The following is a 15,589-nucleotide window of genomic DNA, read 5'->3' on the forward strand; positions in this document are numbered from 1 at the left end:
CTAACGCCCCCCAATGATTACGTCTGCGAAATACGGGCCGGAATGGTCCTGGGTTTCCAAGTCGGCCTTGCGTTTTCGAACTGGTCGATCTCGTCGTGGCGCCGCAGAGTGAGGCCGATGTCGTCCAGACCTTCCAGCAGGCGCCACCGTGTGTAGTCGTCAATATTGAACGGCAACACAACGGTTCCGGCCGTGACGGTGCGCGCCTCGAGGTCGGTTTCCAATTCCAGACCCGGCTGTTCCTCGAGCAACTTCCAGAGCAATTCCACATCGCTCTGGGCCATCAGCGCCGTCAGAAGCCCGTCCTTACCGGCGTTTCCGCGGAAGATGTCGGCGAAGCGAGAGGAGATCACCACCCGGAACCCGTAGTCCTTCAGCGCCCAAACGGCATGCTCGCGTGAGGAACCGGTACCGAAATCCGGACCGGCGACCAGCACACTGCCGCGGTTGTAGGGCTCGGCGTTCAGAATGAAGTTCGGATCCGTTCGCCATGCCGCGAACAGTCCGTCCTCGAAACCCGTTCGGGTAACGCGCTTCAGGTAGACGGCCGGGATGATCTGATCGGTATCGACGTTGGATCGGCGAAACGGGACACCGATCCCCTTGTGGAGCTTGAAGGCTTCCATCGTGATTCTCCTGATGTCTATGTGGCCGAAGGGAGCTGAATCAGTTCAGATCCGCCGGTGAGGACAGGGTTCCGCGCACCGCGGTGGCGGCCGCGACCAGCGGCGACACCAGATGCGTTCGAGCGCCCTTGCCCTGTCGCCCTTCGAAGTTCCGGTTCGAGGTCGAAGCGCAACGCTGACCGGGCGAAAGCTGATCGGGGTTCATACCCAGGCACATAGAGCAACCCGCCTGCCGCCATTCCGCGCCCGCCGCGGTGAAAATCTCGCCCAGGCCTTCCTTTTCCGCCTGCAACCGCACGCGCATGGAGCCCGGCACAATCAGCATGCGAACACTCTCGGCAACTTTGCGGCCCTTCAGAACGTCCGCCACGGCGCGCAAATCCTCGATGCGGCCATTTGTGCAGGAACCCACGAAAACGGTGTCCACGGTGACATCTCGCAGCGCCATACCCGGCGTCAGGTCCATGTACTGCAGTGCTTTCTCGGCAGCCTGACGCTCGTTCTCGTCGAAGATCTGCTCCGGGTCCGGCACCGAGTCACCCAGCGGCAGGCCCTGTCCCGGGTTGGTACCCCAGGTCACGAAGGGGGTCAGCGTGGAGGCGTCGATATGCACCTCGGTATCGAAAACCGCGCCCTCGTCGGTCTTCAGGGCTTCCCAGGCCGCCACGGCGGCATCCCAGTCCGCGCCCTCGGGGGCGTGCGGGCGGCCCTTCAGGAATTCGTAGGTGATCTCGTCCGGCGCGACCATGCCGGCACGCGCGCCCGCCTCGATCGACATGTTGCACATGGTCATCCGCGCCTCCATGGACATGGCGCGCACGGCCTCGCCGCGGTATTCGAGCACATAGCCCTGGCCGCCGCCGGTGCCGATCTGCGCGATGACCGCGAGGATGACGTCCTTGGAGGTGACACCGGGGGGCGGGGTGCCGTCGATATTGATGGCCATGGTCTGGAACGGCCGCAGCGACAAAGTCTGCGTCGCCAGAACGTGTTCCACTTCGCTGGTGCCGATACCCATTGCGAGCGCGCCGAATGCACCGTGTGTGGAGGTGTGCGAATCACCGCAGACCACGGTGGTGCCGGGCTGGGTCAAGCCCAGCTGCGGGCCGACCACGTGCACGATGCCCTGATCGAGATCGCCCATCGGGTGCAGGCGGATACCGAATTCCTCGCAGTTGCGGCGCAGCGTGTCCACCTGCAGGCGCGAAATCGGGTCGGCGATCGGCTTGTCGATATCGACGGTCGGGACATTGTGGTCCTCGGTCGCGATGGTGAGGTCCGGGCGGCGCACCGGACGACCGGCCGCGCGCAGGCCGTCGAAGGCCTGCGGGCTGGTCACCTCGTGCACCAGATGCAGATCGATGTAGATGAGGTCGGGTTCGCGGTTCGCGCCTTCGCCATCACCTTGTACGACGACGTGCTGCTCCCAGACCTTCTCCGCCAGAGTGCGTGGCCGATCGGCCATATCTCCATCACCTCTCGATAGGACATAACCCGCGCCCGGGCTGTTGACGCGGGGAGCGCGCCGCGCTGGACCGGAAGGTCCGGGTGCCGGGAGCTATTTGCAATTCCCAGCATGCGAGACGCTAATATCGTTCTATGAGACAGCATAGCGGTATCGGTGTTCTGGACAAAGCCATGGCGGTCCTGCACGCCGTCGCCGAGCAACCCTGCGGCCTCAATGACCTGTGCGCCCGCACCGGCCTGCCCCGGGCCACCGCCCATCGCCTGGCCGTGGGCCTGGAAACGCACCGGATGCTGGCCCGCGACAGCCAGGGTCTGTGGCGGCCGGGCCCGGCCCTGTCGGAGCTGGCAACCACCGCCAGCGACCCGCTGCTGGACGCCGCCGCCACCATCCTGCCGCGCCTGCGCGAGATCACCGGAGAGAGCGTGCAGCTCTACCGCCGGGACGGCAATGCCCGCGTCTGCGTGGCCTCCATGGAACCGGCGTCCGGACTGCGCGACACCGTGCCCGTCGGCGCGCGCATGCCGATGACCGCCGGCTCGGCCGCCAAAGTCCTGCTGGCCTGGGCCGATCCCGAATTGCAGCGGACCGTGCTGCCGGAGGCGGTATTCGGCGAACGCGCACTCGCCGAGGTGCGCCGCCGCGGCTGGGCGCAGAGCGCGGCCGAACGCGCCGCGGGCGTGGCCAGTGTGTCCGCGCCGGTGCGCGAGGCCGGCGGCACCGTGATCGCGGCCGTCTCGGTCTCCGGACCCATCGATCGCATGGGCCGCCGGCCCGGCGCCCGCTGGGCCGCCGACCTCGTGGCGGCTGCGGACGCCCTCCACAAACGCCTCTGACGGCCTCGCACAGCGGCTTTGACGCCCCCGCCGGGAATCCGGTGGGGGCGTCGGCATTTTGGCGCCACACAGCGGGGCTTACAGCAGGGCCGCACAGCGGGTGTACGGCGGCCCGAACAGCTCCCGCGCAGGGGCTGTGACCCGGCTCATACGCCGTAAATTACAGTCGGCTGATGGGAGTTAATCAACGCGCTCAGATCACGATGTCCGACCAGGAGATCGCGGAATTCCTGCAGCGCAGCCGAATCGCCACGCTTGCCACCCTCGGTCCCGCGGGCACCCCGCACCTGACCGCCATGTGGTACGGCCTGATCAACGGCGAAATCTGGTTCGAGACCAAGGCCAAATCGCAGAAGGCCGTGAATCTGCGCCGCGATCCGCGGGTGACCGTGCTGGTCGAGGCCGGCGATACCTATGACCAGCTGCGCGGGCTGTCGATCGAGGGCCGCGCGGAGATCATCGAGGCCGATCCCGACGCGCTGCTCCAGGTCGGAATCAGTGTGTGGGAGCGCTACACCGGGCCCTACAGCGAAGAGATGAAGCCGTTCGTGGATCAGATGCTGAACAAGCGCATCGCGATTCGCATCGTGCCCGAGCGCGTGCGCAGCTGGGACCACCGGAAACTCGGTATGCCCGCGATCCCGCTGGGCGGCAGCACCGCCGGCGCGCTGGACTAGTACATACGCGCTGGACAGCGGGTCCGAGTACGGAGAAAAGCGAAGGGCCCCAGCCGCATCGGCTGGGGCCCTTCGCTTTGTAGTCCCGACGGGATTTGAACCCGCGCTACCGCCTTGAGAGGGCGGCGTCCTAGGCCGCTAGACGACGGGACCAGGATTGTTGGTGAATTTTGTGGTGGCAGTGCCACCGAATCTCCAACTAAAAGAGAGCCGTGAAGCTCTCTTGGCTGGGGTACCAGGACTCGAACCTAGAATGGCTGTACCAGAAACAGCTGTGTTGCCAATTACACCATACCCCAATGACCCGGGCATTCGGCCTGCTCCCAGAGGAGCTTCCCGACCGCTTTGCGAGCCGAGAAGAGATTAGCAGGCCGATGCGGGTCTTATACAAATCGGCTGGTCAGAGGCCGTTTTTCGACCTCTTCGCGACCAACGTCAGGAGGCAGACCCAGCCGCCAGGGCACTGCGCAGCCGATCCATGGACACCTGACGGCCCAGCAGTTCCAGCGACTCGTACAGCGGCGGGCTGATGTGCGATCCGGTGACCGCCACCCGCACGGGTGCGAATGCCTTGCGCGGCTTGAGACCGAGCTCGTCGATCAGTGCCGCCTTGAGTGACTCCTCGAGTGCGGCGGCCGTCCATTCGGAAATGCTATCCAGCGCCGTCACGGCCGCCTGCAATACCGGAACCGCATCGGGACCGAGATTCTTTTCCGCTGCGGCCGGGTCGATCGCGAACTCTTCTTCGGGTACGAACAAGAACTTCAAGAGATCCCATGAATCACCCAGAACCACGATGCGGGTCTGCACCAAATCTGCGGCTGTTGCGAAGAGCTTCTCATCGATCTCCGCGCCGATATGGCCGTTTTCGGTGAGATACTCACGCAGTCGGTGAGCGAAATCACCCGACTCCAGCAACCGAATATGTTCGGCGTTCAGCGCATCGGCCTTCTTCTGGTCGAAACGGGCCGGGTTCGAATTAACTTTCGAGATATCGAACGCCGCCACCATCTCCGTCATGGAGAAGACGTCATGATCATCGGCGATGCTCCAGCCGAGCAGCGCCAGATAATTCAGCAAACCCTCGGGAATGAACCCGCGGTCGCGGTGATGGAAGAGATTCGACTCCGGATCACGCTTCGAGAGCTTCTTGTTGCCCTGTCCCATGACAAACGGAAGATGCCCGAACTCCGGCGTGCGCTCGGCTACGCCGATACGCTGCATGGCCTCATAGAGCGCGATTTGCCGCGGCGTGGAGGACAAAAGATCCTCGCCCCGCAACACGTGGGTGATCTTCATCAGCGCATCGTCTACGGGGTTTACCAGCGTATAGAGCGGATCGCCATTACCGCGGGTAAGTGCGAAGTCCGGAACCGTGCCGGCCCGGAAGGTGGTCTCACCGCGCACCAGGTCGTGCCAGGTGAGGTCGTGAGCGGGCATGCGCAGCCGGATGACCGCCGGGCGTCCCTGGGCCTTGTAGGCGGCAATCTGCTCGGGCGTCAGATCGCGATCGAAATTGTCATAGCCGAGTTTGGGATCACGGCCGAGGGCCCTGTGCCGGGTCTCGACTTCCTCAGGGGTGGAGAAGGATTCGTAGGCCTCCCCCGCCGCCAATAGCCGCGCCACCACATCGAGATGAATGTCACGACGCTGTGATTGCCGGTACGGGCCGTACGGACCGCCGACTTCCGGGCCCTCGTCCCAGGTCAAGCCGAGCCACCGCAGCGCATCCAGGATTGCCTGATAGGACTCTTCGGAATCCCGTGCGGCATCGGTGTCTTCGATACGGAAGACGAATTTGCCGCCGGTGTGGCGGGCGTACGCCCAATTGAACAGAGCGGTCCGGACCAAGCCGACATGCGGTGTGCCGGTTGGAGACGGGCAGAATCGGACCCGAACTTCAGTCATGTCTCTCTCTCGATCAGCGCTTGGCGGCAACGGGATTGGTGAGGGTGCCGATGCCTTCGACGGTCACCGACACGTTCTGACCGGCCTGGATCGGGCCGACACCCTCGGGAGTGCCGGTGAGGATGACATCGCCGGGCAGCAGCGTCATCACGGTGGTCACCCATTCGATCAGCTTCGGAATATCGTGCAGCAGAAGTGAAGTCCGGCTGCGCTGTTTGACCTCGCCGTCGAGCTCGGTGACGATCTCCAGATCCGAAGCGTCCAGCGAGGTCTCGATCCACGGGCCGAGCGGGCAGAAGGTGTCGTAGCCCTTGGCGCGGGTCCACTGACCGTCGTGGCGCTGCTGATCGCGCGCGGTGACATCGTTGGCGACCGTGTAACCCAGGATGACCTCGTGCGCGCGGGCGGCGGGCACGTCCTTGCAGGGGCGGCCGATGACAATGGCCAGTTCACCCTCGTAATCCACCTGAGAGGAGCTGGGCGGCAACATGATCGGCACGTTCGGGCCGATGATGGAGGTATTCGGCTTCATGAAGATGACCGGATCGGCCGGGGCCGGTCCGCCCATTTCGGCGGCGTGCGCCGCGTAGTTCTTGCCGATGCAGATCACCTTGCTGGCGAGGATCGGCGCGAGCAGTCGCACGTCCGCGAGCGGCCAGCTGCGGCCGGTGAACGTCGGATTGCCGAACGGATGTTCGGCGATCTCGCGGACCACGGCGTCACCGCCGTCTCCTTCGATACTGACGAAAGCGACCCCATCTGGGCTGGCAACTCGACCTAGGCGCATGGCTGGCATCCTATCGACCGGCTTCCACCTGCCCGAACGCGCCCGACCGCGGGGCACGAGGGGCGGTCGGCACGGTGCCGGGCACCTCGTCGGGCAGCACGCCGAGAGGGTGCGGCATTCGCCCCCGCATCGCCTCGCCGAAAATGTGGAAAGCCCTTGTACGCAAGACAACTCGGCCCAAATCGGGCCCCCGTGAATACCCGAAACGGGTGTGAGCAAATAAACAGCTCCCCTCGGAAGTAGTCCTGCGCCTCAGATGTACCGTATGATCCGATTTCAAAGAGTAGGAACTAAGTTCCATATATTGAGATACGAGGCGAATACCATGACCACCGTGACACACATCGGATCGGCCAAACGGTGGCGCATGCTGGGCCTCGGCGTCTTCGCGCAGGGCTCGAGCGCAGTTTTCATCAACGGCACGCCATTCCTGCTGCCTGCCTTGACCGATCGCGGTTTGTCACTGGCCACCGCGGGTCTGCTGGTCGCCATGCCCACGCTGGGCCTGGTGTGCACGCTGATCGCCTGGGGTTACGTGGTCGACCGCATCGGTGAGCACAAGGTGCTGGTCGCCGGTCCCGCGCTGATGCTGATCGCCGGCGTGGCCGCCGCCACCGTCACGAACTACGTCGCGCTGGGCGCGCTGCTGTTCCTCGGCGGTATGGGCGCTGCCAGCACGAACGGCGCCAGCGGCCGGGTCATCGTGGGCTGGTTCGCGAAGGATCAGCGCGGCTTGGCCATGGGCATCCGGCAGACCGCGCAGCCGCTGGGCGTCGCCATCGGCGCGCTGACCATTCCGGCCGTCGCTGCGGCACACGGCTTCTCGACCGCCATCCTGGTGCCCGCGCTGATGGCGGGGGCCGCCGCCGTCGCCTGCCTGTTCGGCATCGTCGACCCGCCCCGGCCCGAATCCACCGGGGACACAGGCCGTCCCACGAATCCCTACCGCGGCGATTCCACGCTGTGGCGCATTCACGCCGTATCGGTGCTGCTGTGCATTCCGCAGGCCGCCCTGTGGACCTTCGCGCTGCTGTGGCTGCATCGCGACGTCGGCTGGTCGCTGGCGGCGGCCGGGGTGCTGGTCACCCTGACCCAAATCCTGGGCGCGGGAGGGCGTATCGGCGCGGGCATCTGGTCCGATCGGGTCGCGAGCCGGCTGGGCCCGCTGCGCACCGTGGCCATCGCGGCCGCAATCTCCATGGCCGCCTTGGCCTTAGCGTCCTGGGCGCACTGGTGGTGGGCCGCCATCCCCATTCTGGTGGCCGCCTCGGTCATCACAGTCACCGATAACGGCCTGGCCTTCACCGCGGTGGCCGAGATCGCGGGCCCGTACTGGTCCGGCCGCGGCCTGGGCATCCAGAACACGGGTCAGAATCTGGCCATGGCCGCCGTCGCCCCGGCCTTCGGCGCGCTCATCACCGTCTCCGGTTTCTCGATCACCTACCTGCTGGCGGCGGTGGTCGCGGCGGCCGCAGTCCCCTTGGTACCCAGGGAATCCCGCTGAGTAGAACGAACCGCTGATATCCGGCAAATCCGGAAGACCTGCACCCGTTACGTTTTCGCATCCGAATGCATGAATGCGATATGTCTCACTGCCGCAGTTGGTTTCGATGATCGACAGTCCGAATCGCCCTGTTAGTACCGTACTCGGCGGTAATTACGGTGTGCGCCTCGGTGATTGAGGGGCATCCGCAAGCGGCCCCACAGGACAACGGCCCCGCACCCAGGAAGGGTGCGGGGCCGTTGAAATGTCGAATCAGAGTGCGGCAGCGATGCGGTCGCCGACCTCCACAGTCGAGGCGGGAGCGGTACGCGAGGCCAGGTCCTTGGCGACGGCGGCCTCGATGCGGGCGGCCTCCTCGGTCTTGCCCAGGTGGTTCAGCAGCAGCGAGACCGAGAGGATGGCGGCGGTCGGGTCGGCCTTGGACTGACCGGCGATATCGGGAGCGCTGCCGTGCACGGGCTCGAACATCGACGGGTTGGTGCCGGAGGCGTCGATATTGCCGGACGCGGCCAGGCCGATACCACCGGAAACGGCGGCGGCGAGGTCGGTGATGATGTCGCCGAACAGGTTGTCGGTGACGATCACGTCGAAGCGGCCCGGATCGGTCACCATGTGGATGGTCGCGGCATCGATGTGCTGGTAAGCGGTTTCGATGTCCGGGTACTCGGTGGCGACCTCGTTGACGGTGCGCGTCCACAGCGAGCCGGCGAAGGTCAGCACATTGTTCTTGTGCACCAGGGTCAGGTGCTTGCGACGCTGACGCGCGGCCTCGAAGGCGTAGCGGACCACGCGCTCGACGCCGAAACGGGTATTGGTACTGACCTCGGTGGCGACCTCGTGCGGGGTGTTCACGCGAATCGCGCCGCCGGTACCGGTGTACGGACCCTCGGTGCCTTCGCGGACGACGACGAAGTCGATCGCCGGATTGCCGCTCAGCGGGCTGGTGACACCCGGGTACAGCTTAGACGGACGCAGGTTCACGTGATGATCGAGCTCGAACCGGGTGCGCAGCAGCAGTCCGCGCTCCAGCAGACCGCTCTGCACCGACGGATCGCCGATCGCGCCGAGCAGGATCGCGTCGTGCTGCTTCAGCTCCGGCAGCACATTGTCCGGCAGGATCTCCCCGGTCGCATGGAACCGCTTGGCGCCCAGGTCGTATTCGGTCTTCTGCACACCGGGGACCACCACATCGAGCACCTTGAGTGCCTCGGTTATGACCTCGGGACCGATTCCGTCGCCCGGGATGACAGCGAGTTTCATGAAACATTGCTCCGTTCGAATATGTGCGCCCGTGACACTTTCCGCGGCTCGCGAGGAGCCCGCCAGCCACGATAGCGGGTGGCCCCACCACCCCTGTCACCAGGGCGAACCGCTCTCAGCTACTGGGACGGCAGGATTCCGGCGAGCCTGCACTGCTCCTGCACCCGCACCGCGGCGGCGTCCTGCTTGGCGTACTCCGCCCGGCACCAGGCCAGCGCCTGATCACCGCAGGCCCGCTGTTGCTGCCCACCCATCGGACCGGCTGATTGCACTGTGACACAACCATTCTCGGAGCGGCTGTAGTCGGGCGAACGATCGAAGAGCACCCACGCCGCGACCCCTACCGCAAGAATCACGGCGACCACGACAGTCCCGATCAAAAGGCGGCGCCGCTCGCGCGCTGTGAGCGGATCCGTAGGCGGTGTCTTCCCTCGCATTCATCAATGATCCGAGGAATCCCCGCTCTTCGCGCCGACACGGCGAAATCGGCCGCTCACAGCACTGCGTCCCCTCCCACAACCGTGGGAGGGGACGCAGTGACAACGGCGACAACTGATTTCGCGAGGCCCGGGTAACTCCCCGGGTACCCCCAAAATCGGCTCGGCACCCAACCGCAGGCACGCATCCGGGACCGGCGACGGCTCTCAGCCGTGCGCTGAAGGTACGGAGAGGCGGCCGAGCCTAGCTCAGGTCTACCTGGGCGACCTTCGCGGCGCCGACGGCCTCGGCGATCGCGGCCTGGACGTCCGCGGGGACCTCCTTGTTGACGCGCAGGACGACGGTGGCGCCGTCCTGATCGAGGTCCTGGGTCAACTGCGCAGCCAGGATGTCGATGCCGGCCTCGCCGAGCTTGGTGGCGAGACGGCCGAGCTGACCCGGCTTGTCGTCGTACGCCAGCACGGCCAGGTTCAGGCCCTCGGCGCGCATATCGTAATTGCGGCCGTTGATGTTCACGATCTTCTGGACCTGATGCGGCTCGGTCAGGGTGCCCGCCACATTCAGGGTGCTGCCGTCGCCGAATACGGCGCGCAGGTCGACCAGGCTGCGGTGGGTCGGGCTCTCCGACACGGTGGTGACGGTGGCCTCGAGGCCGCGCTCCTTGGCCAGCGACGGGGCGTTGACGAAGGTGACCGAATCTTCGATGAGGGCGGAGAAGACGCCGCGCAGGGCCGAAAGCTCCAGCACCGCAACATCATTGGCGGTAAGTTCGCCGCGCACCTGCACCTCGAGGCTGACCGGCAGCTCGGAGGCCAGTGCGCCCAACAGGGCGCCCTGCTTGCGGACGATCTCCAGCCACGGGGCGACCTCTTCGGACACCGAACCGCCGGTGACGTTCACCGCGCCGGGCACGAACTCACCCGCGAGGGCGAGCTGCACGGACTTGGCGACATCGGTGCCGGCGCGATCCTGCGCCTCGGAGGTGGAGGCGCCCAGGTGCGGGGTCACCACAACCTGCGGCAGCTCGAAAAGCGGGCTGTCGGTGCAGGGTTCGGTCTCGAACACATCCAGACCGGCGGCGCGCACGTGGCCGGAGGTGATGGCATCGGCGAGCGCCTGCTCATCGATCAGACCGCCGCGAGCGGCATTGACGATAATGACGCCCTTCTTGGTCTTGGCCAGCGTCTGGGCGTTCAGCATGCCCTTGGTCTCGGGAGTCTTCGGCAGGTGGATCGAGATGAAGTCGGCGCGCTCGAGCACCTCGTCCAGGGTCAGCAGTTCGATGCCGAGCTGGGCGGCGCGGGCCGGCGAGGTGTAGGGGTCGTACGCGATGATCTTGGTCTCGAAGGCGGCGAGACGCTGGGCGAACAGCTGGCCGATGCGGCCCAGGCCGATGACGCCGACGGTCTTGCCGAAGATCTCGACACCGTTGAACTTGCTGCGCTGCCAGGTGTGCTCACGCAGCGTGGCGTCCGCGGCCGGAATCTGGCGGGCGGCGGCCAGCAGCAGCGTGACGGCGTGCTCGGCAGCGGTGTGAATGTTCGAGGTGGGGGCGTTGACGACCATGACGCCACGCTCGGTGGCGGCCGGCACATCGACATTGTCGAGGCCGACACCCGCGCGGGCGACGATCTTCAGGTTCTTGCCGGCCTCGAGCACCTCGGCGTCGACGGTGGTGGCGGAACGCACCAGTAGCGCATCGGCTTCGGGCACAGCGGCGAGCAGCTCGGGGCGGTTGGGACCATCGACCCAACGAACCTCGACGCCGTCACCGAGTGCGTCGACGGTCGACTGGGCGAGCTTGTCGGCGATCAGAACTACAGGACGGCCTGCTTGGCTCACTGTGGGGTACTCCTGCGGGAAAGGGATCCGGGATTTACGGGCGCAAGCTTAGTGGGCGACGTTTCTACACGGAAAGCCGGTCTCGGAACGACTCCGAGACCGGCTCACCAGGTGTGATCAGGCCGCGGCTTCCTCCGCCGACAGCATGAGCTCGACCACAACGCCGTAGGCGGTGGTCCAGGTCTGCGCCAGCTCGGGCGTCCACTGCTCACCGAGGAAGTGCTCGAGAGTGGCCAGCAGCGAGGCCCCGGCCGCCGGGTAGTGATCGGCCACCACGCCGAGCCGCGCATGCCGCTGCCCCAGCTGCTGCACGAAAGACGGGTCGGCGGAGAGGGTTTCGACATTGGTCACGATCCGGCCGAGTCCGGCCAGGAAACGATCGCGCTGTTCACCCAGGTCTTCGGCGAACATGCCCCGCACCTCGGGGTGGCTCTCGAACAGGTGCGCATAGAAATAAGCCACCGCCTCCGGGCCGACCTCACCGACCTGGCTCCAACTCGACTGCAACGCTTCGATATTCATCGTGGTATCCCCCACTTCCCTTTCCTGCGTGATCGATTTCCCCGGCCGCATCGGCAGCGCCGGGCATGGGCAGTAGTGCCAGCTTGTCGACCTCTACGGAGAGCGTCACGATCATGGCCTGCAATTGGCTGCGCAGCAGTCCGGAATAGGCGCGCAGCTGTTCGTATCGCTGGTCCTCGACGGCCTGGTCGGTGTACCGATTGGCGCCGTTCGATCCGGATAGCCTTGCCTGGTAAAGCATTTCGCGATGCTGCTCCCGAGCGACCCGCATCAGATCGCGGGCGTGCTCCTCGGCCTGACCGATAATGGAGTCTGCGGAGAGCTGTGCGCGATTCAAGATATCGACGGCCTGGGCACTGATGCCCTGCGCATCCCTGGCCATCTCGTCCTGCAGCCGGGAGATCTCCCAATTGGCATTGGACAGCTGCCGCTGCAGTTCGGCCCGCTCACCCGCGGAGGACATGGTCTGCATCTGCCCCTGCAGCACATCGCATTTCGCGGACAGTTGCCGATTCTCCCGCTGCAGCCGCATCAGTTCTTCGGAATTGCTGGTGAGCGTCAGCAGACCGTTCTCACGAGCCAACCGCATCATGGTCGCGCGCACATGTGTAAGGAACAGGTCCACATCGTCCGCGTCGTATCCCCGGCGTCCCAGCCGTGCGCCCTTGAACCGGGCGGATTGAATGTCTTCGGGTGTCACATCCATTGGCCAACCTTGTCGAAGCTGGGCTGCGCGTCGGCCGAACCGGCGGCGTGGTCGGACGCCGGCGCCTGGCCGAACGTCTCGAATCTGATGGCGTGCCGCGGCATTCCGGCGGCGGTGAGCGCGGAAACGGTGGCGGCGACCATGGTCGGCGAACCGCAGACGAGTGCGGTCGCACCGGTCAGATCGCGACCACGCGCGGCCACCGCGCCGACCGTGCCCTGTACGCCGTGGAATCCGGGGTCCTCGGAGACCACGGGGGTGTAGGTGAACCACGGATGCTCGGTGCGGGCCGTCAAGGCCTCGTCGTCGTAGAGGTTCCACGAGGTGCGAACACCGTGGAACAGGTGCACGCGCGGCGCGTAACCGCCGCGCTGCACTTGTTCGCCGACCCGATCGAGCACCGCCCGCAGTGGGGCGAGCCCGGATCCGCCCGCGATGAGCAGCAGATTGTCGACCGCCTGCGGCGGGATGACGAACGCGGTGCCGACCGGTGAACCCAGCCGAATCCGGTCACCCGGCCGCACGGATCGCGCGAAGGTCGCGCTCACCTCACCGCCGTCGACGACCTGTACGTGGATATCGAAGGTGCCGTCCGGTCGCGGCGAGTTGGCCGGCGAGAAGTAGCGCCACAGCCGCGGGCGCTGCGGAATCTCGATGGCGAGCGACTGGCCCGCCTCGTAGATGTAGGGCTGCAGCGGCCGCACGGTGTGCACGGTGACGTCGATGCTGCGTTTTTCGGTGGCGACAATGTCCGCGTCCCACCACGCAGGCTGGCCGTCGACCTGTTCGGCCTGCTCGGCCGCGGCGATCATAATGCCCGCGACCGCCTGATACGCGTCGGCCCAGGTCTGCGCCAGCTCATCGGTCCAGCGCGGACCGTGGAAATGGGCCAGGGTGGCCAGCAGTGATCCCCCGGCCGCCGGGTAGTGGGCGGCAACCGCACCGAAGCGGCGATGGTCGCGGCCCAACTGGGCCACGAACTCCGGATCAGCGGCGAGGGTTTCGACATTGCTGACAATGCGCCCGAGGGCGGCGAAGAACTTGCTGCGCTGGGTGGTCATCCGGATCGGGAACATGTCCCGGACCTCGGGATGCGCGAGAAACAGGTGCGCATAGAAGTATTGGATGGCTTCGTCACCGGCACGTTCGACGAGACGCCAACTGGCCCGCAGCGCATCGACATTCATCTATGCCGCACCAGCCGAGGCCCGTCGCACGGCGACAGATCCTGAATCATCAACACTCCACACTTCCCGGGGTGCGGCGATAGCTGCTGTCAGCAGCACCGCTTGCCCTGGACGACCGTCCGAACATCGGTCAACTTAGGGCATGGTGTGGGCGCTGTCGAAGCGAGCAAAAACCGCTCCGACCAGCAATTCATTCGCAATCCACGAGCGGTGCGACGGGGGCCACACGCCGCGGCGCGCAGGCATACTCGTTGTGGAATTCATTTGAATACAGCGAAAGGCCGACCTCAGGGCTGCGAAACCCGAGGTCGGCCTTTGAGCTGTGAAACGGCGGGATTACGCGCCGAAAGAGCCGGTGAACAGCGTGTTCAGGATGCCGTGCAGCGCGGCGGAGCCGGTGCTGAACAGGCCGTCGAGAGCAGCGGAACCGGTGTCGATGATAACGGGGATCATGGAATAACCTCTCGTGAATCTCAAATTAACTTCGAACGCTGACCATATCGGCGGCCATTTCACGCCCGTTACGGGGGATAAGCAGTATGTGATGGGGGTCACTGATTAACTGGACGGTGGTCCAGATCACACTCACGGTCAATTCTCTCCTATAACGGGCAAATCACGCCCCTATTTCAGGGGGCATGACGGCTCCGAAATCCCGTGGACCAGCACGGCTTCCGCCGCTAACGTCTCCGTCCATGACCTTGCGTTCGATCCCCTCCTCCATGGACCCGGCAGTGGTCGCGACGATCGACGGCGAGCTGGCCCGGATCGAGCGCGAACACCGCGTCACCGTGCGTCTCGCCATCGAAAGTGGTAGCCGGGCCTGGGGTTTCCCGTCTCCCGACTCCGACTACGACTGCCGGTTCGTCTACGTCGGCCACCTGGACGACTATCTGACGCCCTGGCCCGGCCGCGATGTCATCGAGACCCCGCTGATCGGCCTGCTGGACGTCAACGGCTGGGATCTGGTGAAGGCGCTGCGCCTGCTGGTGCGCGGGAACGCGGTGCTGATCGAATGGCTCATGTCACCGATCGTGTACAGCGGTGATCCGCAATTCCTGCAGGAATTGCGCGATCTCGCGGGTGCTGTCGCCGACCGGGATCGGGTGGCGCGGCACTATCTGCACCTGGGTGGCCGGCAGTGGCGACTATTCGATGAGAGCCGGTCGCTGAAGAAGGTGTTCTATTCGCTGCGCCCGGCCATGGCATTGCGCTGGCTGCACGAACACCCTGATAAAGCAGTGGCTCCTATGCATTTGCCAACACTGCTCGACGAATGCGAATTGTCAACCGAATTCGTCGAATCGGTTGCCGAACTGACGGAATTGAAATCGCGCACCCGGGAAATGGGTAGCGGAGGTGTCCCGGCGCCGATCGCCGACTTCATCGCCGCCGAGTTCGAACGAGCCGCAGCGGAGTTCACCGGGAACGAGCCGGCATACCGCGAGCGGGCCCAGGCGCTGGCCGCCGACTTCTTCAGAAGCCAGCTGCTGCGATGACCCGCACGACCACGGCCTCGGGCCCCGGCTTGGTCCGGCGCACCTCGAACTCGACCCGCTGACCCTCCAGCAGTGAGCGGAAACCGGCGCCTTCGACGGCGGTGTACTCCACGAACACATCGGGACCACCGTCGTCCGGGCTGATGAAGCCGAAGCCCTTCTCGCTGTCGAACCATTTCACAGTGCCGTGCACCAATATCCCCAAACCTTCTCGAACGCCGGGACAAACGGGGCGACGTCCCCACGCGCGCCGCGTCCATGGTGTCACGGCAACCATTGCGGCGTGCACGCGCCCGCGGCACGAACGCCGGGCACCGCAGCCCGTGGCGGCG

At 65.6% G+C, this 15,589-nt stretch carries 15 protein-coding genes and 2 tRNA genes; 4 read left to right on the forward strand and 13 right to left on the reverse strand.

Annotated elements, in window-relative coordinates; genetic code table 11:
• Positions 1-17: 17 nt before the first annotated feature.
• Both leuD and leuC read right to left on the reverse strand, forming a co-directional pair.
• Positions 18-626, reverse strand: coding sequence for a 3-isopropylmalate dehydratase small subunit (gene leuD, locus JWN03_RS06690; RefSeq protein ID WP_297611264.1), 609 nt, complete (start codon positions 624-626; stop codon positions 18-20).
• Between the two features lie 40 nt (positions 627-666).
• Positions 667-2,091 carry a 3-isopropylmalate dehydratase large subunit gene (gene leuC / locus JWN03_RS06695; protein ID WP_297611267.1) on the reverse strand — a complete coding sequence of 475 codons (1,425 nt, stop codon included), beginning with the start codon at positions 2,089-2,091 and terminating at the stop codon, positions 667-669.
• Between the two features lie 134 nt (positions 2,092-2,225).
• On the opposite strand from leuC, the gene JWN03_RS06700 reads away from it, so the two are divergent.
• A complete protein-coding gene (locus JWN03_RS06700; protein ID WP_297611270.1) occupies positions 2,226-2,927 on the forward strand; it encodes an IclR family transcriptional regulator in 702 nt (233 codons plus the stop codon).
• Positions 2,928-3,100: 173 nt separating this feature from the next.
• Positions 3,101-3,604 (forward strand): PPOX class F420-dependent oxidoreductase, encoded by a 504-nt coding sequence (locus tag JWN03_RS06705; protein WP_297611273.1) that lies wholly within the window; start codon positions 3,101-3,103, stop codon positions 3,602-3,604.
• Positions 3,605-3,684: 80 nt separating this feature from the next.
• On the opposite strand, the gene JWN03_RS06710 is transcribed toward JWN03_RS06705, so the two are convergent.
• The 4 genes from JWN03_RS06710 to JWN03_RS06725 form a co-directional block, all read right to left on the reverse strand.
• Positions 3,685-3,757 (reverse strand) — tRNA-Glu (locus JWN03_RS06710).
• A gap of 71 nt (positions 3,758-3,828) precedes the next feature.
• Positions 3,829-3,903: transfer RNA gene (locus JWN03_RS06715), tRNA-Gln, on the reverse strand.
• A gap of 136 nt (positions 3,904-4,039) precedes the next feature.
• Complete coding sequence (gltX, locus tag JWN03_RS06720) at positions 4,040-5,512, reverse strand: glutamate--tRNA ligase (RefSeq protein WP_297611276.1); 1,473 nt, start codon at positions 5,510-5,512, stop codon at positions 4,040-4,042.
• A 13-nt stretch (positions 5,513-5,525) separates the two neighbouring features.
• Positions 5,526-6,299 (reverse strand): fumarylacetoacetate hydrolase family protein, encoded by a 774-nt coding sequence (locus tag JWN03_RS06725; protein ID WP_297611278.1) that lies wholly within the window; start codon positions 6,297-6,299, stop codon positions 5,526-5,528.
• 325 nt (positions 6,300-6,624) lie between these two features.
• Here JWN03_RS06725 and JWN03_RS06730 point away from each other — a divergent pair, with 325 nt between their 5' ends.
• Positions 6,625-7,803, forward strand: coding sequence for an MFS transporter (locus JWN03_RS06730; protein WP_297611281.1), 1,179 nt, complete (start codon positions 6,625-6,627; stop codon positions 7,801-7,803).
• 252 nt (positions 7,804-8,055) lie between these two features.
• Here the strand turns inward: JWN03_RS06730 and JWN03_RS06735 are convergent, their stop codons facing one another.
• The 6 genes from JWN03_RS06735 to JWN03_RS06760 all read right to left on the reverse strand — a co-directional run bounded on the left by JWN03_RS06735 (position 8,056) and on the right by JWN03_RS06760 (position 13,758).
• A complete protein-coding gene (locus JWN03_RS06735; protein WP_297611284.1) occupies positions 8,056-9,063 on the reverse strand; it encodes a 3-isopropylmalate dehydrogenase in 1,008 nt (335 codons plus the stop codon).
• Between the two features lie 119 nt (positions 9,064-9,182).
• On the reverse strand, positions 9,183-9,500 hold the full coding sequence (locus JWN03_RS06740; RefSeq protein ID WP_297611287.1) for a hypothetical protein: 318 nt from the start codon (positions 9,498-9,500) through the stop codon (positions 9,183-9,185).
• Positions 9,501-9,744: 244 nt separating this feature from the next.
• Entirely contained in the window at positions 9,745-11,343 is a 1,599-nt protein-coding gene (serA, locus tag JWN03_RS06745; RefSeq protein WP_297611291.1) for a phosphoglycerate dehydrogenase, read from the reverse strand.
• A 117-nt stretch (positions 11,344-11,460) separates the two neighbouring features.
• Positions 11,461-11,865, reverse strand: coding sequence for a globin domain-containing protein (locus tag JWN03_RS06750; RefSeq protein ID WP_297611294.1), 405 nt, complete (start codon positions 11,863-11,865; stop codon positions 11,461-11,463).
• A complete protein-coding gene (locus tag JWN03_RS06755; RefSeq protein ID WP_297611297.1) occupies positions 11,822-12,571 on the reverse strand; it encodes a DivIVA domain-containing protein in 750 nt (249 codons plus the stop codon). The genes JWN03_RS06750 and JWN03_RS06755 overlap by 44 nt, the downstream gene beginning before the upstream one ends.
• Positions 12,562-13,758, reverse strand: coding sequence for a globin domain-containing protein (locus JWN03_RS06760; protein ID WP_297611300.1), 1,197 nt, complete (start codon positions 13,756-13,758; stop codon positions 12,562-12,564). Before JWN03_RS06760 ends, JWN03_RS06755 begins: the two co-directional genes overlap by 10 nt.
• Before the next feature lie 695 nt (positions 13,759-14,453).
• Between JWN03_RS06760 and JWN03_RS06765 the strand changes: the two genes are divergently transcribed.
• A complete protein-coding gene (locus tag JWN03_RS06765) occupies positions 14,454-15,257 on the forward strand; it encodes a nucleotidyltransferase domain-containing protein (RefSeq protein WP_297611303.1) in 804 nt (267 codons plus the stop codon).
• Here the strand turns inward: JWN03_RS06765 and JWN03_RS06770 are convergent.
• A complete protein-coding gene (locus JWN03_RS06770) occupies positions 15,235-15,453 on the reverse strand; it encodes a cold-shock protein (RefSeq protein WP_297611306.1) in 219 nt (72 codons plus the stop codon). The genes JWN03_RS06765 and JWN03_RS06770 overlap by 23 nt on opposite strands.
• Positions 15,454-15,589 lie beyond the last annotated feature (136 nt).

The organism is Nocardia sp. (genome assembly GCF_025465275.1).
Taxonomy (GTDB): domain Bacteria; phylum Actinomycetota; class Actinomycetes; order Mycobacteriales; family Mycobacteriaceae; genus Nocardia.

Bases quoted from the DNA above. Each gene is read 5' to 3' on its own strand.
- JWN03_RS06735 (WP_297611284.1), bottom strand. From the start codon at position 9,063: ATGAAACTCGCTGTCATCCCGGGCGACGGAATCGGTCCCGAGGTCATA.
- JWN03_RS06705 (WP_297611273.1), top strand. From the start codon at position 3,101: ATGGGAGTTAATCAACGCGCTCAGATCACGATGTCCGACCAGGAGATC.
- leuD (WP_297611264.1), bottom strand. From the start codon at position 626: ATGGAAGCCTTCAAGCTCCACAAGGGGATCGGTGTCCCGTTTCGCCGA.
- JWN03_RS06740 (WP_297611287.1), bottom strand. From the start codon at position 9,500: ATGCGAGGGAAGACACCGCCTACGGATCCGCTCACAGCGCGCGAGCGG.
- JWN03_RS06700 (WP_297611270.1), top strand. From the start codon at position 2,226: ATGAGACAGCATAGCGGTATCGGTGTTCTGGACAAAGCCATGGCGGTC.
- leuC (WP_297611267.1), bottom strand. From the start codon at position 2,091: ATGGCCGATCGGCCACGCACTCTGGCGGAGAAGGTCTGGGAGCAGCAC.
- JWN03_RS06755 (WP_297611297.1), bottom strand. From the start codon at position 12,571: ATGGATGTGACACCCGAAGACATTCAATCCGCCCGGTTCAAGGGCGCA.
- JWN03_RS06750 (WP_297611294.1), bottom strand. From the start codon at position 11,865: ATGAATATCGAAGCGTTGCAGTCGAGTTGGAGCCAGGTCGGTGAGGTC.
- JWN03_RS06725 (WP_297611278.1), bottom strand. From the start codon at position 6,299: ATGCGCCTAGGTCGAGTTGCCAGCCCAGATGGGGTCGCTTTCGTCAGT.
- JWN03_RS06765 (WP_297611303.1), top strand. From the start codon at position 14,454: ATGACCTTGCGTTCGATCCCCTCCTCCATGGACCCGGCAGTGGTCGCG.
- JWN03_RS06730 (WP_297611281.1), top strand. From the start codon at position 6,625: ATGACCACCGTGACACACATCGGATCGGCCAAACGGTGGCGCATGCTG.
- gltX (WP_297611276.1), bottom strand. From the start codon at position 5,512: ATGACTGAAGTTCGGGTCCGATTCTGCCCGTCTCCAACCGGCACACCG.
- JWN03_RS06760 (WP_297611300.1), bottom strand. From the start codon at position 13,758: ATGAATGTCGATGCGCTGCGGGCCAGTTGGCGTCTCGTCGAACGTGCC.